Source organism: Faecalibacterium sp. Marseille-Q4896 (assembly GCF_017377615.1).
GTDB classification, from domain to species: domain Bacteria; phylum Bacillota; class Clostridia; order Oscillospirales; family Ruminococcaceae; genus Faecalibacterium; species Faecalibacterium taiwanense.
Genome location: NZ_JAFREG010000014.1, coordinates 1 through 19,779, shown reverse-complemented (window position 1 = coordinate 19,779; position 19,779 = coordinate 1). Strand labels below are relative to the sequence as shown.

Genomic DNA, 19,779 nt, shown 5'->3' with positions numbered 1-19,779 from the left:
GTCAGATCGGTCGGTGTCGATGACGGTGAGGTTCCACCTGTTCCCATTCCGAACACAGAAGTTAAGCTCACTTGTGCCGAAGATAGTTCGCTGGAAACGGCGCGTGAAAATAGGTAGTCGCCGACTTGAACAGAAAGCTCTGAGAGAAATCTCAGGGCTTTTTTTTTGCACAAAAATATGGAGCGGATTTTGGTCGAAATGATAACAGGACAGGACTTGACAAAAATACTACTATGCAATACAATATAGATAAGCTACTATGTATTGCATAATAGGTAAAAGGAGGTATCCAGTGGAAAACAACACACAATTGCTCAAGGGCGTTTTGGAATTCTGTGTTCTGAAATTCATTAGCAGAGAGCCGACCTATGGCTATGAGATCGTGATGCATCTAAAACAGGTCGGGTTTTCTGACTTGAGTGAAAGCACGCTTTATCCGCTGCTGCTGCGGCTGGAACAGCAGGGAAAGGTCACGGTGGAACGCAGACCCTCCCCCAAGGGACCGAGCCGGAAATATTATATTGTAACTGAAGAAGGGCGGCAGGCGCTTCTTGAATTCCGACAAGATTGGAGCCAGCTATGCCAGCTGGTGGAAAAAATTTTTAAGGAGGAGCCATATGAATAAGTATTTTGCGTTGCGAAAGGCAAATCGGATGCGTACAAAGCTGCTGAACGAAAAAAGCCAGGAGCAGCTAAAAGAAGTGATTCGTTATCTTCGCCGGGTCAGCTGGGATTTCTGCGGCATTGAACTTGTGTGCAGCGATCTGCTTGATATTTCCATCCAAGCCAATGCAGAAAATCAGGAACTGTTCGATTCGATTTCGGATGCAAAAACCTTTGTAGAGGAGGTCAAGCCATGTTTGAAAACACTGAGAGCTGCGGATTACTTCTGGTTTGTTGCACCGCTGTATTTCTTCTTTGAGTGGGGCGTGGAAGGGCTGCTGCTTTACCCGGTAATTGGTGATTGGGTTTTTGAACTTTCTGTAGGCTATCTGATGCAGCTTGTTGTTGCAGTGACGGTTTTTTGCGCACTGTTCCGCCGGATGATGGAGCAGGTAGGCTTTCCGCCACGAGAGCATTGGCTGAAATATGCTACATGGCTGGTGCTTTATATCGTGACTCTGTATGGAACGGGCTGGTTCTTTACCCAGATCGCGGGTAAGATCGTACTGCTGCGGCTTCCGATCCTTAGCTATTCGATTTTTTGCCTGCTTCTGGGTGCAGGACTGTATGCAATACATTTTTGGAGATATGGAAAAGACCCGCGTCTGAGTGCTCGCATATAAAGTAAAAAGCGCCCCCGCTGCACTGTGCATAACGGTGCAGCGGGGGCGCATACTTTATTGGGTGGTGTACCGGTTACGATACGAGCTTCTGCTTAGCCCTTGCCTGCGCAGCCGAACAGCTCGATCTTCTCCTTGCACTTGGCCTCGATGGCCTTTGCGCCGGGAGCCAGCAGCTTGCGGGGGTCGAAGCCCTTGCCCTGCTGATCCTTGCCCTCTTCGATGTACTTGCGGGTGGCCTCAGCAAACACCAGCTGGCACTCGGTGTTGATGTTGATCTTGGAAACGCCCAGGCTGATTGCCTTTGCGATCATCTCGTCGGGGATGCCGGTGCCGCCGTGCAGGACCAGAGGAATGTTATTGGTGGCCTTGTGGATGCGATCCAGAGCCTCGAAGTCCAGACCCTTCCAGTTTGCCGGGTAGACACCATGGATGTTGCCGATGCCGGCAGCCAGGAAGTCGATGCCCAGAGCGGTGATCTTTGCGCACTCTTCGGGGTCTGCGATCTCGCCGGCACCCACAACGCCGTCCTCGACGCCGCCGATGGAACCGACCTCGGCCTCGATGCTCAAGCCCTTAGCGTGTGCCAGAGCAACCAGCTCCTTGGTCTTTTCCACATTCTCCTCGATGGAGTAGTGGCTGCCATCGAACATGATGGAAGAGAAGCCGGCCTCGATGCAGGCCTTGCAGCCCTCATAGGTGCCGTGATCCAGATGCAGGGCAACAGGAACGGTGATGCCCATGGAATCGACCATTGCGCTGACCATGGCAGCGACGGTCTTGAAACCGGTCATGTACTTGCCGGCACCCTCGGAAACACCCAGAATCACAGGGCTCTTCATTTCCTCGCAGGCGGTCAGAACGGACTTGGTCCACTCCAGATTGTTGATGTTGAACTGAGGCACACCGTAGTGGCCATCACGTGCTTTGATCAGCATTTCGGTTGCATTTACCAACATTATTCATTACCTCCACAAAATCATTGGGGTCTTGCTCGTTTCATATCCGCTTTGTGCACGGTTTAACGAACCTACAGAATTAGTATACCCCAAACAGCGGCCAAAATCAATCCAAACCGGTGTTTTTCCTATAACAATGCGGGGATTCTGTTTCTGGCAGGGTGCAGGGGGTTACTGCCAGAAGCGCGTATATTCGATAGAATGCAACAAATTTCCATATAATGTGCAACGAGCGGCCGAAAGACAGAAAGCTTGATGAAGGACGGATTTTCAACACAGATCCACATTCGTCAAAATGATATTGGGCAATTTGGCAAAAGCGGACAGGATGCAGTTCAAAAAATTGTCATATTTCCGACTTGTATTCTACAAATTGTACGCAGGAAATCAAAAAAGGTCGAACCAAAAAGTGGAAAACCTTGTGGAAAGTGTGGAATTCCACAGGCAAAACAGGCTTTAAAGCTGGACTTTTGAACTTTCTCCACAGGGTTTTCAACATGTGGAAAAATAATCGCTCTTCTACGGATTGTATACCGCGTTTTTGTGGAAAACTTTTTTCTCCGGCAAAACAGAGGGATATCTACCCAGCAGCCGGGTAAAGCTGATGCAGGGCGGCAGAACATTTCTGCAAAAAAGCGGAAACGGTCTCCGGCACCACGAACAGAAAAACTTTTGCAGGACGCGGATAAAAAACGGTAATTTGCTGGCAAACAAGTTCGGCTTATGCTATACTTCAAAATGAGTTATCAGCTTCAGATCATACCGGTGCGCGGCCCAGAGTGCGGCGCGCCTTTTGGAGGGTGTGCACAGCACCTTCCGGTGATACAACGGAAGGAGAAAATCATCATGGAAGAAAAGAACCAGCCGCGCCGTCCGCGCCGCAGCCCGGAAGAGCCGCTGCAGAAGAACGAAAGCCTTGTTTATGGCAAAAATCCGGTGACCGAACTGCTGAAAAGCGGTTCCGGCGTGGACACCGTGCTCATTGCTGAGGGCATGGCTCCGGCCGTGGCGGCTTACTATACCGCATTGGCAAAGGAAGCGGGTGCCACGGTGAAGAGGGTGCACCCCAACAAGCTGCGCCTGATGACCGGCACCGAGAGCCATCAGGGTGTGGCGGCATTTGCCAGCGAGATCGAATACGTGACGGTAGACGACCTGATGGCAGCAGCCAAGGACAAGGGCGAGGCACCTTTTCTGGTGCTGAGCGATGGCATTGAAGACCCGCACAATCTGGGTGCCGTGATGCGCAGTGCTCTGCTGTGCGGTGCGCATGGCATCGTGATCCCAAAGCGCGGCGGCGCATCGGTCACGCCTACCGTCATCAAGTCCAGCGCAGGTGCCGCAGAACGCCTGCCGGTGGCTCGTGTGGCCAACATCGGCGAGACCATCCGCCGTCTGAAGGAGCAGGGTGTGTTCGTCTACTGCGCCGATATGGACGGCGTGTCTCTGCGCAGGAACAACCTGACCGGCCCCATTGCACTGGTGCTGGGCAGCGAGGGCAGCGGTGTTTCGCAGCTGGTGAAAAAGCTGTGCGACGGCGTGGTGCGGCTGGATATGGCAGCACCGGGCACCGGTGTGGACAGCTACAACGTGTCGGTGGCTGCGGGCATTATTCTGTACGAGATCCAGTCCCAGCGCGCAGCACAGCAGGCATGATCCGGCATTCGGGCCGGAACCTCAATTTGAATTACAGGAGGGACAAGAATGCCGAAAGATAAAAATAATGGCCGGGAAATGACCCCGGATGAAAAGTTCCGCTCCTTTTTCAGCACCACGGCGGTGGATATCCCGGAGGAGATGACCCGGAGAGACGAAAACCAGCCGGAGGAAAAGCCGCAGAAACGGTTTGGCCTGTTTGGCCGTGGTAAGGAAAAGCAGGAGACTGACGAAGCTGCAGCAGAGCAGCCGCAGGAAATGCCCACCGGTGAGGTGCGGCTGGGTGAGGATGCGCAGCCGGAACCGGAAGCGGATCTGGAACTGATGCTGAAGCCGGAGGCAGACCCGGAACAGGAACTGGCCCCGTGGCCTTTTCTGGAAAAGGAAGCAGAGGATGCACAGCCGGAAGCACCCGCCAAAAAGCCGGAGGAAAAATCTGCACCGCAAACGGCAGAACCCCCGGCGGCAGTGAAGCCGGAAACACCCCGGCAGAGCGCTGTCCCGGCGGCAAGACCCGCAGAGCAGCACAGCACGGCAAAGCCTCTCCGGCACCCCAAGAATGCGCCGGAGGTGCTGCTGCCGCAGGAAGAGCAGGAGCAGCAGGAGATGGCACAGCTCAAGGCGATGATCAACGGCCTGAGCGACCAGAAGCCGGAAAAGCCTGCACCGAGGGCCGAAGCAGCCCCGGCAGCAGAAACTGAACCGGCTGAAAGCAAAAAGAAACCGTCCGGTGCACCGCTGCCCGCGGCTGTGTTTGCAGCGGTAAAGGAGACGGCACCGGAGCTGCAGCCGGAACCTGTGCCGCAGCCGAAAAAAACGGAGCAGCCGGAAAAGCAGCCGGTGGTCGATTTCTTTGGCAAGGTGCAGAGCGAGGACGCACCGCAGGCACCTTTGGCCCCGGCAGAGGAGCCTGCCGCAAAAGAGGACACCATGAGCCTGCCGCTGCTGCCGCTGGACGGTGAAGAGCCGCAGCAGGCACCGGAGAAGGCACCCGCTGCGCCACAGCCGGAACTGAAAGCTGAGGCGGAGGACGCGGTGTCTCCGGAGGAACATGCTGAAATGGAGCTGCCCGAGCCGGAGGCTACGGCGGATAAGCTGCACCGTATGAGTGCAGAGCTGACGCTGCGCTGCGTGCTGGGCGGCATTCTGGCTGTGGTGCTGCTGCATTTTGGTTTGGTGTCGGATGGGCTGCTGCCCGCCATGGCGGCGCTGGACCCGGATGCTGCCCCGGCGGCATTCTATGGTGCAAACCTGCTGCTGCTGGCTGCAAGCCTGTGCGTGGGCTTCCCGGTGCTGCGCGACGGCCTGAACGGCCTGCGCGGACGGTCTTCTTCCGAGACGATGCCGGCGCTGGCCGCAGTGGCAGCGCTGGTGCAGGCGGTCACAGCCATGCTGAACGCAAATGTTTACCGCGGCACCACCGGCATCTCGCTGCTCAGCGGCATGGCCGCGCTGGGGCTGTTCCTTGCGCTGCTGGGCAGCCGGGTGATGCTGGCTGCTGTCAAGGGCGGCTATGAGCTGGTGACCAATGGTGTGGAGTTCGAGGGCGCTTACCGCGCCAAGGACAAAGACCTACTGCGCGCCCTTGCACGGGATCTGGAACAGAAGGACCCCTGGGTGCTGCTGAGCCGCCCGATGAAGGAAGCTGACGGCTTTGTGGAGCAGAGCTTGAGCGAACGCGCAAGCGAGCGCCGTGCACGCAAAGTTTCGTACATCCTGCTGGGCGTTGCCCTGCTCAGCGGCGTGCTGTTCCTGCTGGCAGGTGCCGGCTGGAACAAAGCTGCGGCTGCCATGGCAGCTGTGCTGTGCATGGGCGCACCGCTTTCTTCTACCCTGATTGCGGGCGTTGCCTCGCTACGGCTGCAGCGTGCGGCTGCGGCTGTGGGCGCAGTCGTGCCCGGTTGGCAGGCCATTGAGCAGCTGGGCGGCATTGATACGCTGCAGATCGATGCAGACGACCTGTTCACCGCCGACAGCGCACAGCTGGAGGATATCCGCATCTTCAAGGGCGGCCGCATCGACCGCGCCATCCTGTACGCGGCCAGCGTGCTGAACGAGAGCCACGGCACCCTGAAGGGGCTGTTCCGCCAGATCGTTGAGGAACGCACAGACATCCTGTTCCCGGTCAAGGATCTGGAGCAGCACCATGGGCTGGGCTTTTCCGCCTGGTGCGATAACAACCGCATCCTCATTGGTACCCGCCGCTATCTGGAGCAGGAGGGCGTGCCGCTGCCGGACGAGGAATACGAGATGCAGCACTCGAAGAACGGCGAGCTGCAAATTTTGTATCTGGCTGTGTCCGGCAATCTGCACGCTATGTTCGTGCTGAAATATGTGGGCGGGCGCAATGTGGCCCGCGGCCTTGCCGTGCTGCAAAAGGAGAACATCCGCCTGCTGGTCACATGCCAGGACCCCAGTCTGACTGCACACCACATTACCGAAGCATACCGCCTGCCGGAAGGCATGATCACCGTGCTGGATCAGGAGCAGTGCAACGCCATCAAGGCCGCACCGGAAGACCCGGAGGACACCTGCTGCATGATCCATCTCAAGGCGTTTGCCAGCCTGACCGGCGGCCTGCAGGCTGCGGATCAGGCCCAGAACGCCGAGAGCAGCGCCACCACGGTACAGATGGTCTCGGTGCTGTTCTCCATTATCATTGCAGCGCTGCTCACCAGTGCAGGCAGCATCTGGGAGCTTTCGGTGGCAACGGTGCTGATGTATCAGGCAGCGTGGAGCGCCCTGAGCATTGCTGTGTGTGCACTGAAGCAGCATAACTGAGAAATATTCTCATAATAAATAGGAATTATTCTTGATTTCTATCAAAAAATATGGTATACTCTGTTCAGAACCTGAGCCGCAGGCGAAAAAATTACCGCCGGGCTGAATGATAGAGCCGGGATCGGTCGATCCTGACAGAAGATCCGTTTTTGAAAGGAGAGCATCATGGAACTGAAGGGTACCAAAACCGAGAAAAATCTGATGGAAGCGTTTGCAGGCGAGAGCCAGGCACGCAACAAGTACACCTTCTTTGCCAGCATGGCAAAAAAAGAAGGCTACGAGCAGCTGGCCGCGATCTTTGAGGAGACCGCCGGCAATGAGAAGGAGCACGCAAAGATCTGGTTCAAGCTGCTGTGCGGCGGCGCAATCCCCGATACCCTGACTTGTCTGGACATGGCAGCAGGCGGTGAGCACGACGAGTGGACCGAGATGTACCCCCGCATGGCCAAGGAGGCCAAAGAAGAGGGCTTCCCTCAGATCGCAGCACTGTTCACCATGGTGGCACAGATCGAGAAGGAGCACGAGGAGCGCTACCGTGCGCTGGCCGAAAACCTGAAAAACAACAAGGTCTTTGCCCGCGAGGAGCAGCAGGTATGGCAGTGCCGGAACTGCGGCTACACCTATATCGGCAAGTCCGCACCGCTCAAGTGCCCGGTGTGCGCACATCCGCAGAGCTACTTTGAGCTGAAAAAGATCAACTACTAAGCTGAAAATTCAAAAGCAGAACAGCGCCGCCGCATCCGGTTTGCCGGGTGCGGCGGCGTTTTGTACAAAATTGAAAAGCGGATTTTATTATTCTCCACAAAATAAGGCTCAGCTGCCCGGCAGAATGGGCAAAAAACTTGACCCGGTTTTGCACTGCGTGTAAAATAATACGGAGACAGGAATATTTAAAGGATCTTGCAGCAAAGCAGGCGGGGAGGGCAAAGCCCATGAAGCAGGGGTTCAAAGCGTGTGTTTGTGCAGTGGTGCTGTGCGCAGAACTGTTTGCAGCCGGGGCCTTGTCGGCCTATGCTGCGCAGGAGCAGCCGCTGCCGGACAGCGGCATGACATTGGACACTGCCGAACTGACGCTGGATATCACCGAAGGAGACCCGGCCCCGGTGGCCTACCTGAATGTGCAGGCACCCAACGACTACTTCTTTCTGATCTGGACTTCCAGTGATCCGGCAGTGGCATCGGTGGACGGCACCGGCAAGGTGACCGGCCATGCCGAGGGCACTGCGGCCGTCACGGCCCGCAATGAGCGCGGCGAAAAGACCACCTGTACCATCACGGTGCGCAAAAGCACAGCCAGCCGCTTGGTGCTGAACACCAGCGATCTGACGCTTACCATTACAGAGCAGGAGCCTGTCCCGACGAAACAGCTGAAGCTGGAACAGAACAAAGGCGGGTTTACCTATGTGCGGCAGTGGGTCAGCAGCAACCCGGCGGTGGCATCGGTAAGCACAAACGGTACCGTAAAGGCGCAGGGGTCCGGCAAGGCCGTCATCAGCGCACTGACCACAGCCGGGCAGGTGCTGCGCTGCACGGTAACGGTCACATCGGAGATCGGACGGGTGCAGATGAGCAAAAACGCCATGCTGCTGCAGGCAGTGGGAGCCAGTCAGAAGCTGACCGCGCAGGCTGCAGGCACCAAAAACGGAACGCTGACATGGCTCAGCAGCAATCCGGGCGTGGCAACTGTAAGTGCGGATGGCATGGTAACGGCGGTGGGCGACGGTGAAACGATGATCCTTGCCGTTACACCGGAGGGTCGTGCCGATGCCTGCTATGTGGCCGTGGGAGCGGCGGCGTGGCGGTTCCGCTCGGAGGACGAGCTTGCCGAAACGCTGACCCTAACCGGCCAGCTGCCCTATTCGGATGGAAAGTAAAAAGAAAAATGGGAGCGTTCTGTGCAGCAGGATGCTCCCATTTTTTCAAAACCCGCTGGGCAGAAAGATCATTGTTCCCCGGGCAGACCACGCCATCCGCTGGGCCATGCAGCCGGGCGCACCGGCCAGCAGAAACAGGGCCAGTGCGGCGAGCAGAAGCACCCATCCAAGGCCGCTGTGCGGCCTGCCGGAAAAAGGATCCCCTTTTTTGCGTCTCATCCCGCTGCCTCCTTTTGCTGTGCTGGCCCATGCTATGCGCGGCCAGCAGTGATTGTGCAACGTGCTGGGCTGTGGTACAATAAAATATCGAAATCTACTGTGCAGGGAGAACGATTTTATGCTGACCATTACACTGCTGGGCACTGCGGCTACCATGCCACTGCCGGACCGGGCACTCTCGGCGGCGTTTGCTGCCTGCGGCGGCCACGGCCTGCTGTGGGACTGCGGCGAGGGCACGCAGGCGGCAGCGCGCCGTGCGGGCGTGAACCTGATGCGGGCAGATGCCATCTGCCTGACCCACTACCATGGCGACCACATCTTTGGTCTGCCGGGCCTTTTGCAGACTCTGGGGGCGCAGGGCCGCACAAGGCCGCTTGCGCTGCTGGGTCCGGAGGGCCTGCCAGATATCTGGGCGGCGGTGCGGGCACTGACCGGCCCGCTGCCCTATCCGGTGAAGCCGCAGGTGCTTATGCCGGGCCAGCCGCTGGCGCTGGATGCGCTGAGCGAGGGCTGGCCTGCCGGTGCGCGGCTGGTGCCGTTTGCCACAAAGCACCGGGTAAAAAGCCTTGGCTACCGGCTGGAGCTGCCCCGTGCAGGCAAATTTTCGCCGGAGCAGGCCCAGGCGCTGGGGGTGCCGGTGCAGCAATGGAAGATGCTGCAGAAAGGGCAGAGCGTTGCCGTGGAGGGCAGAACGGTGCAGCCTGCGCAGGTGCTGGGTGCCCCGCGCAAGGGGTTGAGCGTGGTATTTTCCGGCGATACGGCCCCCTGCCCGTATTATTTGCAGGCAGCGCATGACGCAGACCTGCTGATATGCGATGCCACCTATGCCCTTCCGGAGCAGGAAGACCAGGCCCGTCAGTGGGGGCACAGCACCTTTGGGCAGAGCGCGACCCTTGCCGCGCAGGCGAGGGCAAAGCGGCTTTGGCTGACCCATTATTCCCCCATGATCACCGACCCGGAGGAGTATGCCGCGCAGGCACAGAGCATCTTCCCGGCGGCGGAGTGCGGCTTTGACGGCAAAAGCATCACCCTGCAGTACGAGGAGGCACAGCCATGACCATCCGGATGGACGAGGGTGCGGCAGAGCTGCTGTACACCCTGCACAGGGCGGGCTATGCAGCCTACGTGGTGGGCGGCTGCGTGCGGGACAGTCTGCTGGGCCTTACACCGCACGACTGGGACCTGTGCACCAGTGCTCTGCCGCAGCAGGTGATGGAGCTGTTCGGCGCGCAGCGGTGCATCCCCACCGGCCTGCAGCACGGCACGGTAACGGTGAAGCAGAGCGGTGCCCTTTACGAGATCACCACCTTCCGTACAGAAGGCACCTACACAGATGGCCGCCACCCGGACGAGGTGCACTTTGTGCCGGATGTGCGGGAGGATCTGGCCCGGCGGGATCTTACCATCAACGCCATGGCCTACAATGAAAAAGAGGGCCTTGTGGACCCCTTTGGCGGGCAGGCCGACCTGCAAAGCGGCATCGTACGGGCGGTGGGTGTGCCCCGCCAGCGGTTCACCGAGGACGCGCTGCGCATCCTGCGGCTGTACCGCTTCGCAGCCCGGTTTGGCTTTGCCATCGACCCGCCCACGGCGCAGGCGGCACAGGAGCTGTGTGCCCATCTGGACTGCGTATCGGTGGAGCGCATCGAGGAAGAGCTTGCAAAACTGCTGAGCGCACCCGCCCCTGCGGCATATCTTAACAAAAAAATACTGCTTGTTATTCTGCCGGAGCTTTCACCGGAGGCACTGGCGGCGGCAAAGCCGGTGGTGGATGCCTGCCCGGCGGGTGCAGAAAACCTGCCCATCCGGCTGGCGGCGCTGCTGCTGAGCCTTGGCGAGGACGGCACCCGCCGCACCCTCAAGCGCCTGCGCTGCTCCAACGCCTTGATTGAAGAGGCGGCGGTGTTGGTGCGGGAAGCCAGAAGGCGTGACGGCAGCTTTCTCTTCGGACACGAGTACGGGTTGCGGCACCCAGCGGATGCTTCGTGCTTTGAGCAGCACTCGCATCCTGCTGGCCGCTGCCCCAACAGCAACTCCTTGTTTCCGCCACAGGCGGCAGTCGTTGCCGTTGCAGGCCATTCCATCGCCCGCCCTATTGCCTTCGGCAACAGGGTCCCACCCCAGCGGACGGTCCTCAGAGAAACTACCGTCACACCCGACTTTACTATCTACGCCCGCCGACTACTGGGCAAATATAACTTGTGTACCGTGCAGCGTTTGGCAGCACTGGGCACAGCCCTGCAGCCGGAACGGGCGGCTGATTTTGCTGCACTTTCCGAATTGGCCGAACAATTGGATGCGGACGGCGTATGCTGCCGCGTCAGCCAGCTGGCTGTGAATGGCCGCGACCTGATGGCGGCAGGCGTCCCGGCGGGGCCGGGCATCCGCAAAGTGCTGGAAGCGCTGCTGGACGGTGTGATCCGGGAAGAATATCCCAACGAGCGGCAAGCCCTGCTGGCCGCAGTGCAGCAGCTCGCTGCGTCTTGACAAGCTCTTTTTTCAGAGTTACTATTATACTACTGTTTTAGTGTGTTGAATGCACCAAAGGAGAACTTATGACCACACAGACCCCTGATTCAAAGCCGCGTGCCCTCATTGCCATGAGCGGCGGCGTGGACAGCTCGGTGGCGGCATGGCTCATGCAGCAGGCAGGCTATGACTGCACCGGCATCACCATGCGGCTCACCCGCAACGAAACGCTGGGACAGTCCGGCTTTCACACCTGCTGCTCGGAAAAGGACATCGAGGACGCGGCAGAGGTGGCGTATGCCATGGATATCCCGTACGAGGTGCTGGATTTCACGGCCGACTTCCGGGACCAGATCATTGAAAAATTTGTCCGCGTGTATGAGGCGGGCGGCACGCCGAACCCCTGCATCGACTGCAATAAATATATGAAGTTCCGCCATCTGCTGGACTGGGCTCGGGCACACGGCATGGAGTATGTGGTCACGGGCCACTATGCCCGGGTGGAGCAGGACGAGGCCACCGGCCGTTTCCTGCTCAAAAAGGGGCTGGACGAGGGCAAGGACCAGAGCTATGTGCTCTACAACCTCACTCAGGAGCAGCTGGCGCATATCCGTCTGCCGCTGGGCGGCCTGCACAAGACTGAGGTGCGCGAGATCGCGGAGCAGCACAAATTTGTCAATGCCCGCAAGCACGACAGTCAGGACATCTGCTTCGTGCCGGATGGCGACTATGCCCGCTTTATGGAGGACTTCACCGGCAAACACTATCCGGCAGGTGATTTTCTGGACGAGAGCGGCAGGGTGGTGGGCACCCACAACGGCGCGGTGCGGTACACCATCGGCCAGCGCAAGGGGCTGGGCCTTGCCATGGGGGCACCTGTGTACGTCTGCGGCAAGGACATGCAGGCAAACACCGTCACGGTAGGGCCGGAGGAGATGCTGTTCGACCGCATCGTGTATGCGGACGAGGTGAACTGGATCGCCATTCCGGAGCTGACCGGGCCGCTGCGGGTCACAGCCCGCACCCGGTACCATCAGGTGGAGCAGGCCGCCACCGTCTACCCGGCGGAGTGCGGCTTCCGGCTGGAATTTGACCAGCCCCAGCGCGCCCCTACGCCCGGTCAGGCCGTGGTGCTGTATCAGGGCGACACCGTGCTGGGCGGCGGCACCATTACGAGAGTGGAAAAGTAACAAGGAGAACAAAATGCAAAATCAGTATTCCCGCACGCAGTTGCTGCTGGGCGCGGAAGCTATGGAAAAACTGCACAATTCCCGCGTGGCGGTGTTCGGCATCGGCGGCGTGGGCGGCTACACGGTGGAAGCGCTGGCGCGCAGCGGCGTGGGGGCACTGGATCTGATCGATGATGATAAAGTCTGCCTGACCAACCTCAACCGCCAGATCATCGCCACCCGCAGCACGGTAGGGCAATATAAGGTAGATGTGGCTGCGCAGCGCATCCACGACATTGACCCGGACATCAGGGTGACCACCCACCGGTGCTTCTTTGGTCCGGAAACACAGGACCAGTTCGACTTTACCCAGTACGACTATGTGGTGGATGCCATTGACACCGTCACCGGCAAGCTGGCCCTTGTGATGAAGTGCAAAGAGGTGGGCACTCCCATTATCTGCTCCATGGGCGCAGGCAACAAGATGGACCCGACCCGCTTTGAAGTGACCGATATCTACAAGACCTCGGTCTGCCCGCTGGCCAAGGTGATGCGCACCGAGTGCCGCAAGCGCAGGATCAAGCACCTGAAGGTGGTCTACTCCAAGGAGCCTGCCATGACCCCCATCGAGGATGACGACATCAGCTGCAAGTATCACTGCATCTGCCCTCCGGGCACCCAGCGCAAGTGCACCCAGCGCCGTTCGGTGCCGGGTTCCAATGCCTTTGTACCCTCGGTGGCTGGCCTGATCATCGGCGGCGAGGTGGTAAAAGACCTTGTGGGCTTTGTGCCGATGAAGGGGTAAAACAGACCGCAGACTCCTGCTGTGTGGGACGATTTGAAATGTGCTCCGCGTTGCTTTGCGCATAAGCTAAGGAAATTATATTTTTGATTTTGGGGTCCAGAAACGCCTGCGGGCATTTCTGGACCCCATTTTCATGGGCGGGGGGCGTGGAGGAAAGGCTTGTGCTTACGGGCAGAACGTTAACTCCGCCGCGCGAATGTTTCCACAGGAAACCAGCGCGGCAGCTTCCGCTTTCGGTCATGACTCCTTCCGTGAAAAGGCAATTCTGGAAAATCCGCAGATTTTCCAGAATTGCGAAATAAAATAATAATTCCGCTGAAAATGGTCGGAGCATCAGCGGAGACCATTTAAGATCGTGCTTTTTACGCGCTGCAGCGTTCTATAATATAAATTTGCAACTAATTTGCATTTTGATATTGCAATTGGAGAGAATATCGTGTATAATCATCCCTGTTCAAAAATGCAACCAATTTGCAATTTACTAAAATGAAGCGACGAACGGTCGTTTTTAGGAGTGTATATGGAACTGTTTCTGGATGTTCTGGGCGAATCTCTGGTGGATACCGCCAAGATGCTGCCCTTCCTGTTTTTGGCTTATCTTCTGATCGAGTATATCGAGACCCGCCACGGTGAGCGCATTGAAGCACTGCTGGCAGGCGGCGGGCGCTGGGGCGCGATTCCGGGCGCGGTGCTGGGCTGTGTGCCGCAGTGCGGCTTTTCGGCCATTGCGTCCAACTTCTACTCCTCCCGCGTCATCACGCTGGGCACCCTGATGGCCGTCTACCTTGCCACCAGCGACGAAGCCATCCCGCTGCTGGTATCCATGCCGGCCTACTGGGATAAGCTGGCTGTGCTCATGGTCATCAAGGTGGTATACGCCATTGTGGTGGGCTTTGTGCTGGATTTTGTGCTGCGCGGCGTGCTGCCCAAATCGCTGCGCGGCGGCTACACCGGCCATGCCGACGAGGTGGACTGTCACGAGGAGCACAGCGACGAAGAGGGCAAGCCCGCCCCCATCTGGAAAGCGGCCCTGCGCCACACGCTGGAGATCTTTGTGTTCATTTTTGCGTTCAGTCTGGTGTTCGGCCTGATCGTGGAAGGCGTGGGCGAAGATGTGTTTGCAGACCTTCTGGGCAGCATGGGCTTCTTCCAGCCGGTAGTGGCTGCGCTGGTGGGCCTGATCCCCAACTGCGCCGCCAGCGTGCTGCTGACCCAGCTGTATGTGGAAGGTGCTCTGCGCTTTTCCAGTCTGGTGGCGGGCCTTTGCACCGGTGCAGGCGTGGGCCTTGCGGTGCTGTGGCGCACCAATCCTTCGTGGAAGCAGAACCTGTTCATCACCGGCCTGACATGGGGTGCAGGCGCATTCCTCGGCGTGGCAATGCAGGTGGTCGTGGCCGTGTTTGCGTGATCCCGAGAAGGAGCTGCAAAGAAAACGGCATCGTGAAACAAAATAAGGCTATTGCATGGAATTCTGTGCAGTAGCCTTATTTTTATGCCCAAATGCACCCCAATTTTAAAAAAGTATGGTATACTGGTACAAAACTCAGTTCCATAGGGGAGAATAGAATGCAATATAAGATTCTGGCAAGCGATTACGACAACACACTGGTGCCCTTTGGCGAGGACAAGCCGCGTCAGAAGGTGGCAAAAGCCATCAAAAAGCTGCAGGCCGCAGGCGGCAGATTTGTGCTCAGCACCGGACGCGCGTATCCGTGCGTCAACCTCAAAGGCCAGCTGGGCGGCATCCGGTTCGATTATGCCATCACCTGCAACGGTGCCTGTGTGGTGGACCGCGAGGGCCGCATCGTGGCCGAGCACCCGCTCACCGCTGAGGAAATGTACGCGCTGGTGGATTTCTGCGAGGATTATAACTATCCGCTGCAGTTCAATTTCAGGGATGCCTGCTACGCCTACTGCGAGTATGAATATCTGCACAGGGGCTATCAGCAGATGAACAGCATCGGGCTGGACTGCGTGGATGGCGAAGATCAGGACCGCCACCTGATCGATATGCCCCACGCGGCCTTTGCGGCAGTGCCGCCGGAGCACGTGGCAGATTTTGCGGCAAAGTACGGCCATCTGGGCCTGCACTGGATGCAGGTGGGCGCGCAGAATGCCGATGGCCTGTGCTACTACGACATCGTGCGCGGTGGAATGGACAAGGGCGTGGGCCTTGCCGACCTGTGCGAAAAGATGGGCCTGACACTGGCCGATGCCGTGGCGGCAGGCGATTCTGCCAACGATGTGGCCATGCTGAAGGCAGCGGGCCTTGGCTGCTGCATGGCAAACGGCACGCCGGACGCAAAGGCTGCCGCCGACCGCATCATTGGCGATGTGCGGGAGGACGGCCTTGCCGACCTGATCGATGAGCTGTGGTTCGACGGCCCCAGAGCAGAGCCGTCCGGCCGCGACCTTGGCTCGCCTTGGGATAAAATTGAAAGTGCAGGCGGACAATGAGCTTTGAACCGGTGTATAACGAACACAGCCGGGCGCTGATCCTTGGCACATGGCCCAGCCCCAAAAGCTGGGAGATGGCCTTTTACTACGGCCACCCGCAGAACCGCTTCTGGCCCGTGCTGGCCGCGCTGACCGGTGAGCCGGTGCCTGCCCGTGAGGACATTGAAGCCAAAAAGCAGATCATCCTGCGCCATGGGCTGGCCCTCTGGGACACGCTGGAACGCTGCACCATCACCGGCGCAGCGGATGCTTCCATCAAGGATGCAGTGCCGAATGATATTGCCGCTCTGCTGGAAAAGGCACCCATCGAAGCAGTATTCTGCAACGGAGCCACCGCATACCGGATCTATACAAAGTATCTGCAGCCGGTGTCCGGCATTGCAGCGGTAAAGCTGCCCAGCACCAGCCCGGCAAACGCTGCCTGCCGCCCGGAAAAGCTGCGCGAAATCTGGGGCGCGGCTCTCTTGCCGTGGATCAACAAATGATGGCCAGGTTGTAAATTATCCGTGAAAGACTTGCGTTTTTCGCGGGGTGCGGTATTATGGGTAACATAAGGGGCAATGCCCCGGACAAGGAGAAGAAACATGAGCAAGATCATCCGCACCAGAAAGCCCAGCGTTCTGCCATTTTATGCAATGGCACTGGTCTTTTTGGTATTGTGCGCGGTACTGCCGGTGTATAAGCTGTGGGCGCTGCTGGCGGCGCTGGGCGGTGCATTTGTGGCCTTTGGTGCGGCACAGAAGGTCTGCCCGCCCCGGGTGGTGGAGCACGAAGTGCCTTTCCACACCGGTGTGGAGGATGTGGACGCGATGCTGACCGACATTCAGCAAAAACTGGATACCCTGCACACCCTCAACGAGCAGCTGCCGGACCCGCAGCTCTCTGCCGCCATGACCCGCATGGAAAAGGCGGGCCGCTCCATTGTGGAAGCGGTGGAAGCAAACCCGGAAAAGGCAAAGCAGGTGCGCAGGTTCGCAAACTATTACCTGCCGGATGCGGTGAACGTTCTGCAGCAGTATGCAAAGCTGGCAAAGCAGGGCGTGCGCGGCGAGAATGCCGCAGCCATCCGTACCGAGGTGGAGCACAATGCTGCTTCCATTGCCACGGCGTTTGAAAACCAGCTGGATGCCCTGTACGCCGCCGAGAGCATGGACCTTTCTGCAGATATCACGGTGCTGCAGAACATGCTCAAAGGGCAGGGCCTGAGCTAAAAAAGGTAAACGGTATTTGGAAAGGAAGGAATCTCTTATGGCTGATAATACATTCAACTTTGACCTCGATGCACCCGCAGTACCCACCCTGACGCTGGACCCCACCCCGGCAGAAGAGGAAAAGGCAGCACCCGCCCAGCAGGAAGCTGCCGCACCGGAGCAGCCGCAGGTGAACCTGACCCCGGAAGAACAGGCCATGGTGGATCAGTTTGCTGAAAAGATCGATATTACCAACAGCCAGCAGGTGCTGCAGTACGGCTCCGCCTGTCAGAAGAAGATCGGCGATTTCTCCGAGGCCGCCCTTTCCAAGGTGGCCACCAAGGATCTGGGCGAAGTGGGCGATATGATCACCAGCCTAATCGGTGAGCTGAAGAGCTTTGATGCAGGCGAGGAAGAAAAAAAGGGCATTCTGGGCTTCTTCAAGAAGAAGGGCGACCAGCTGGATGCCATGAAGATGAAGTACAACAAGGCCGAGACCAACGTGGAAAAGATCCAGTCCATGCTGGAGGGCCATCAGGTGCAGCTGCTCAAGGACATCGCCATGCTGGATAAGATGTATGATCTGAACATGGCCTACTTCAAGGAGCTGAGCATGTATATTCTGGCCGGCAAAAAGAAGCTGGCCGATGTGCGGGCAAACGAGCTGCAGCAGGCCATGGACAAGGCCAAGGTTTCCGGCCTGCCGGAGGACGCACAGGCGGCTCGTGATCTGGCCGACCAGTGCGAGCGGTTTGAGAAAAAGCTCTACGATCTGGAGCTCACCCGCAACATCAGCCTGCAGATGGGCCCCCAGATCCGCCTTTTGCAGAACAACAACACCATGATGGCAGAAAAGATCCAGTCCACCATCGTCAACACCATCCCGCTGTGGAAGAACCAGATGGTGCTGGCATTGGGTCTGGCCCACAGCCAGCAGGCCATGCAGGCCGAGCGTGCCGTGACCGACATGACCAACGACCTGCTCAAGAAGAACGCAGAGGCCCTGAAGATGGGTACCATCGAGACCGCAAAGGAATCTCAGCGCGGTGTGGTGGACATCGAGACCCTGCAGCAGACCAACAAGAGCCTGATCGAGACGCTGGACGAGCTGAACAAGATCCAGAGCGAGGGCCGCGCAAAGCGCGCTGCCGCCGAGCAGGAGCTGAACCGCATCGAGGACGAACTGAAAGCAAAAATGATGGAGATCCGGAGCTGAGATGGCAAACGCAGATTTTTCGCAAAAACAGAACAGCACTTCCGGCGGTTTTGACGCGGGCAGCTACCGCGAACAAAAGCAGCCGGAGCAGGCCGTGCCGCTGACACCTCTGCAGCAGAAGCTGGCAGGGCTGGAAGCAAAGCTGCCCGCAGCCCTTTCCACCCGGGCGGCGGCGCTGGCCCTGAGCGTGGTGGTGATGCTGGCGGCCTTTTTGGGCTTTGGCAGCGCCAAGCTGCGCAGCCGGTACAACGAAGTCCGCAAATGGTACACGGTGGGTGTGGCGGCAGACAACGGCTATAACCTCAACGAAGAGCTGACCACCCGCATGAACACGGCGGCAAACATCATCACCACCGCCGGCAGCACACTGGGAGCGGACAGTGCCGAGGTACAGGCCGCACAGAGCGCGCTGAGCGATTTTACCGCCTGTCTGGAAGCCGTGCAGAACGGCGGCAAAAGTCAGGCACTCACCTCGCTGCCCTATTATCAGGGCAGCACGATGCATGCGCTGTATCAGGCCAACGAGGTGCTGGGGTCGCGGATCGATCAGCTCTACGCAAAGCTGCAGGAGCAGGCTGCAGACCCCATGAAGATGGGCGCGGTGCAGGGCCAGTACGGCCAGTTCAACAGTGCGGCTACCATCATCGGCACCCTGAAATACAACGATGCCGTTTACGACTACCAGAAAGAGACCGCCGACTTCCCGGCCAGCGTGCTGGGAGCCATTGCCGGTGTAAAGGAGGTTGAACCCTTCGCATGAAAAATTTTGCAAAACGCGTAAGCGCTCTGGTGCTGGCCCTTGTGGTGGGCGCAGCGGCCCTGTGCCCGGCGGCCCTTGCCGCCGCCAGCCTGCCGGACCTGCCCAAAGACGAATGTGTGGTGGATGATGCCAACATCCTGAGCGACAGCACTACCCAGACCATCGTTGATCTGAACAACCAGCTGCAGTCCAGCTGCAACGGAGCACAGATCAGCGTACTGACTGTAGATTATACGGGTAATTATTCCACTGAGGATTATGCAACACAGGCCTTCAACGCCTGGGGCATCGGCTCGGCTTCCGAGAACAACGGTGTGCTGATCCTGCTGGTGATGGAGTCGCCCATCTACGAGGACGGCGATTACTACGTGACCTACGGCGACGGCTTCCGCAACACCACGCTGGAAAGTCAGGCCAGTGCCCTCGCTCAGACCATGGAAGGTGATTTTGTTAACCGCGATTACAGCGATGCAGTAATCACCTGTGCCAACAATGTGGCCGACACCATTGCAAGTGTTTATGGGGTAAATCTGAACAATGGCAGCTACGACGACGGCAGCTATGCCCAGCCGGACGACGGCCCCACCACCTTTGGGGATATCGTTCTGGGTATCGTGATCCTGTTCATGTCCCTGATGGTGATGCTGATCATCGTGCTGTTCGTGTTCCGGGTGTTCATTGCACCCATCGGCCACGCAGCAGGCTGGAACTGGGGTCCCTTTGCATGGGGCTACATGGCAGGCTCGGCCCGTCGGCACCATCCCGGCCCGCCGCCCCCTCCTGTTTCTTATACACATCTGACGCTGCCGACGATACTCCTTGTGGAAGTGCTCGTGGCCGGCCGTTTCAGTAGAAAAAAAAACAATAGAACAAGCGTTGGTGGGATAAGTTACTGCTTTGCACATCTGTCTCTGCTGGCCACCTCTTAGGGTTACGAGTAT

General features: G+C 58.3%; 19 protein-coding genes and 1 rRNA gene. 18 read left to right on the top strand and 2 right to left on the bottom strand.

What is annotated here, in order from left to right; genetic code table 11:
* Nucleotides 1–9: 9 nt before the first annotated feature.
* The 3 genes from rrf to J3348_RS13870 all read left to right on the top strand — a co-directional run bounded on the left by rrf (nt 10) and on the right by J3348_RS13870 (nt 1,286).
* Nucleotides 10–126 (top strand): 5S ribosomal RNA (gene rrf, locus J3348_RS13880).
* 166 nt (nt 127–292) lie between these two features.
* Nucleotides 293–625, top strand: a complete 333-nt coding sequence (locus J3348_RS13875) for a PadR family transcriptional regulator (RefSeq protein WP_207699185.1) — start codon at nt 293–295, stop codon at nt 623–625.
* Nucleotides 618–1,286, top strand: a complete 669-nt coding sequence (locus tag J3348_RS13870; RefSeq protein ID WP_207699184.1) for a hypothetical protein — start codon at nt 618–620, stop codon at nt 1,284–1,286. Before J3348_RS13875 ends, J3348_RS13870 begins: the two co-directional genes overlap by 8 nt.
* Nucleotides 1,287–1,378: 92 nt before the next feature.
* Here the strand turns inward: J3348_RS13870 and fba are convergent, their stop codons facing one another.
* On the bottom strand, nt 1,379–2,242 hold the full coding sequence (fba, locus tag J3348_RS13865) for a class II fructose-1,6-bisphosphate aldolase (protein WP_005941384.1): 864 nt from the start codon (nt 2,240–2,242) through the stop codon (nt 1,379–1,381).
* A gap of 846 nt (nt 2,243–3,088) precedes the next feature.
* On the opposite strand from fba, the gene rlmB reads away from it, so the two are divergent.
* The 4 genes from rlmB to J3348_RS13845 all read left to right on the top strand — a co-directional run bounded on the left by rlmB (nt 3,089) and on the right by J3348_RS13845 (nt 8,553).
* Nucleotides 3,089–3,898, top strand: coding sequence for a 23S rRNA (guanosine(2251)-2'-O)-methyltransferase RlmB (gene rlmB, locus J3348_RS13860; RefSeq protein ID WP_097780956.1), 810 nt, complete (start codon nt 3,089–3,091; stop codon nt 3,896–3,898).
* A 48-nt stretch (nt 3,899–3,946) separates the two neighbouring features.
* On the top strand, nt 3,947–6,679 hold the full coding sequence (locus J3348_RS13855) for a cell envelope biogenesis protein OmpA (protein ID WP_207699183.1): 2,733 nt from the start codon (nt 3,947–3,949) through the stop codon (nt 6,677–6,679).
* A gap of 165 nt (nt 6,680–6,844) precedes the next feature.
* Nucleotides 6,845–7,384, top strand: a complete 540-nt coding sequence (rbr, locus tag J3348_RS13850) for a rubrerythrin (protein ID WP_005941401.1) — start codon at nt 6,845–6,847, stop codon at nt 7,382–7,384.
* 227 nt (nt 7,385–7,611) lie between these two features.
* A complete protein-coding gene (locus tag J3348_RS13845) occupies nt 7,612–8,553 on the top strand; it encodes an Ig-like domain-containing protein (RefSeq protein ID WP_005941404.1) in 942 nt (313 codons plus the stop codon).
* 45 nt (nt 8,554–8,598) lie between these two features.
* On the opposite strand, the gene J3348_RS13840 is transcribed toward J3348_RS13845, so the two are convergent.
* Entirely contained in the window at nt 8,599–8,772 is a 174-nt protein-coding gene (locus tag J3348_RS13840; protein ID WP_154255902.1) for a hypothetical protein, read from the bottom strand.
* Between the two features lie 118 nt (nt 8,773–8,890).
* Between J3348_RS13840 and J3348_RS13835 the strand changes: the two genes are divergently transcribed.
* The 11 genes from J3348_RS13835 (at nt 8,891) to J3348_RS13785 (ending at nt 19,767) form a co-directional block, all read left to right on the top strand.
* Nucleotides 8,891–9,829: a ribonuclease Z gene (locus J3348_RS13835; protein WP_207699182.1), complete on the top strand. Its 939-nt coding sequence runs from the start codon at nt 8,891–8,893 to the stop codon at nt 9,827–9,829.
* On the top strand, nt 9,826–11,259 hold the full coding sequence (locus J3348_RS13830; protein ID WP_207699181.1) for a tRNA nucleotidyltransferase: 1,434 nt from the start codon (nt 9,826–9,828) through the stop codon (nt 11,257–11,259). Before J3348_RS13835 ends, J3348_RS13830 begins: the two co-directional genes overlap by 4 nt.
* 68 nt (nt 11,260–11,327) lie before the next feature.
* On the top strand, nt 11,328–12,431 hold the full coding sequence (gene mnmA / locus J3348_RS13825) for a tRNA 2-thiouridine(34) synthase MnmA (protein WP_207699180.1): 1,104 nt from the start codon (nt 11,328–11,330) through the stop codon (nt 12,429–12,431).
* 13 nt (nt 12,432–12,444) lie between these two features.
* Nucleotides 12,445–13,215: a tRNA threonylcarbamoyladenosine dehydratase gene (locus tag J3348_RS13820; RefSeq protein ID WP_097774042.1), complete on the top strand. Its 771-nt coding sequence runs from the start codon at nt 12,445–12,447 to the stop codon at nt 13,213–13,215.
* Nucleotides 13,216–13,735: 520 nt separating this feature from the next.
* The gene (locus J3348_RS13815; protein ID WP_005941425.1) at nt 13,736–14,623 is read left to right on the top strand and encodes a putative manganese transporter; all 888 of its coding nucleotides are present in this window, start codon (nt 13,736–13,738) and stop codon (nt 14,621–14,623) included.
* Between the two features lie 158 nt (nt 14,624–14,781).
* Nucleotides 14,782–15,672, top strand: coding sequence for an HAD family hydrolase (locus tag J3348_RS13810; RefSeq protein ID WP_207699179.1), 891 nt, complete (start codon nt 14,782–14,784; stop codon nt 15,670–15,672).
* Nucleotides 15,669–16,157 carry a DNA-deoxyinosine glycosylase gene (locus J3348_RS13805; protein WP_207699178.1) on the top strand — a complete coding sequence of 163 codons (489 nt, stop codon included), beginning with the start codon at nt 15,669–15,671 and terminating at the stop codon, nt 16,155–16,157. The genes J3348_RS13810 and J3348_RS13805 overlap by 4 nt, the downstream gene beginning before the upstream one ends.
* A gap of 99 nt (nt 16,158–16,256) precedes the next feature.
* Nucleotides 16,257–16,883 (top strand): 5-bromo-4-chloroindolyl phosphate hydrolysis family protein, encoded by a 627-nt coding sequence (locus J3348_RS13800; RefSeq protein WP_005941432.1) that lies wholly within the window; start codon nt 16,257–16,259, stop codon nt 16,881–16,883.
* Between the two features lie 37 nt (nt 16,884–16,920).
* A complete protein-coding gene (locus J3348_RS13795; protein ID WP_154255897.1) occupies nt 16,921–18,078 on the top strand; it encodes a toxic anion resistance protein in 1,158 nt (385 codons plus the stop codon).
* Nucleotide 18,079: 1 nt separating this feature from the next.
* Nucleotides 18,080–18,838 (top strand): LemA, encoded by a 759-nt coding sequence (locus J3348_RS13790; protein ID WP_207699177.1) that lies wholly within the window; start codon nt 18,080–18,082, stop codon nt 18,836–18,838.
* Nucleotides 18,835–19,767, top strand: coding sequence for a TPM domain-containing protein (locus J3348_RS13785; protein WP_207699176.1), 933 nt, complete (start codon nt 18,835–18,837; stop codon nt 19,765–19,767). Before J3348_RS13790 ends, J3348_RS13785 begins: the two co-directional genes overlap by 4 nt.
* The last annotated feature ends 12 nt before the right edge of the window (nt 19,768–19,779 follow it).

What these genes read in the sequence shown, in the direction of transcription:
- J3348_RS13870 (WP_207699184.1), top strand. Translation starts at nt 618, where the DNA reads ATGAATAAGTATTTTGCGTTGCGAAAGGCAAATCGGATGCGTACAAAG.
- fba (WP_005941384.1), bottom strand. Translation starts at nt 2,242, where the DNA reads ATGTTGGTAAATGCAACCGAAATGCTGATCAAAGCACGTGATGGCCAC.
- rlmB (WP_097780956.1), top strand. Translation starts at nt 3,089, where the DNA reads ATGGAAGAAAAGAACCAGCCGCGCCGTCCGCGCCGCAGCCCGGAAGAG.
- J3348_RS13855 (WP_207699183.1), top strand. Translation starts at nt 3,947, where the DNA reads ATGCCGAAAGATAAAAATAATGGCCGGGAAATGACCCCGGATGAAAAG.
- rbr (WP_005941401.1), top strand. Translation starts at nt 6,845, where the DNA reads ATGGAACTGAAGGGTACCAAAACCGAGAAAAATCTGATGGAAGCGTTT.
- J3348_RS13845 (WP_005941404.1), top strand. Translation starts at nt 7,612, where the DNA reads ATGAAGCAGGGGTTCAAAGCGTGTGTTTGTGCAGTGGTGCTGTGCGCA.
- J3348_RS13840 (WP_154255902.1), bottom strand. Translation starts at nt 8,772, where the DNA reads ATGAGACGCAAAAAAGGGGATCCTTTTTCCGGCAGGCCGCACAGCGGC.
- J3348_RS13835 (WP_207699182.1), top strand. Translation starts at nt 8,891, where the DNA reads ATGCTGACCATTACACTGCTGGGCACTGCGGCTACCATGCCACTGCCG.
- J3348_RS13830 (WP_207699181.1), top strand. Translation starts at nt 9,826, where the DNA reads ATGACCATCCGGATGGACGAGGGTGCGGCAGAGCTGCTGTACACCCTG.
- mnmA (WP_207699180.1), top strand. Translation starts at nt 11,328, where the DNA reads ATGACCACACAGACCCCTGATTCAAAGCCGCGTGCCCTCATTGCCATG.
- J3348_RS13820 (WP_097774042.1), top strand. Translation starts at nt 12,445, where the DNA reads ATGCAAAATCAGTATTCCCGCACGCAGTTGCTGCTGGGCGCGGAAGCT.
- J3348_RS13815 (WP_005941425.1), top strand. Translation starts at nt 13,736, where the DNA reads ATGGAACTGTTTCTGGATGTTCTGGGCGAATCTCTGGTGGATACCGCC.
- J3348_RS13810 (WP_207699179.1), top strand. Translation starts at nt 14,782, where the DNA reads ATGCAATATAAGATTCTGGCAAGCGATTACGACAACACACTGGTGCCC.
- J3348_RS13805 (WP_207699178.1), top strand. Translation starts at nt 15,669, where the DNA reads ATGAGCTTTGAACCGGTGTATAACGAACACAGCCGGGCGCTGATCCTT.
- J3348_RS13800 (WP_005941432.1), top strand. Translation starts at nt 16,257, where the DNA reads ATGAGCAAGATCATCCGCACCAGAAAGCCCAGCGTTCTGCCATTTTAT.
- J3348_RS13795 (WP_154255897.1), top strand. Translation starts at nt 16,921, where the DNA reads ATGGCTGATAATACATTCAACTTTGACCTCGATGCACCCGCAGTACCC.
- J3348_RS13790 (WP_207699177.1), top strand. Translation starts at nt 18,080, where the DNA reads ATGGCAAACGCAGATTTTTCGCAAAAACAGAACAGCACTTCCGGCGGT.
- J3348_RS13785 (WP_207699176.1), top strand. Translation starts at nt 18,835, where the DNA reads ATGAAAAATTTTGCAAAACGCGTAAGCGCTCTGGTGCTGGCCCTTGTG.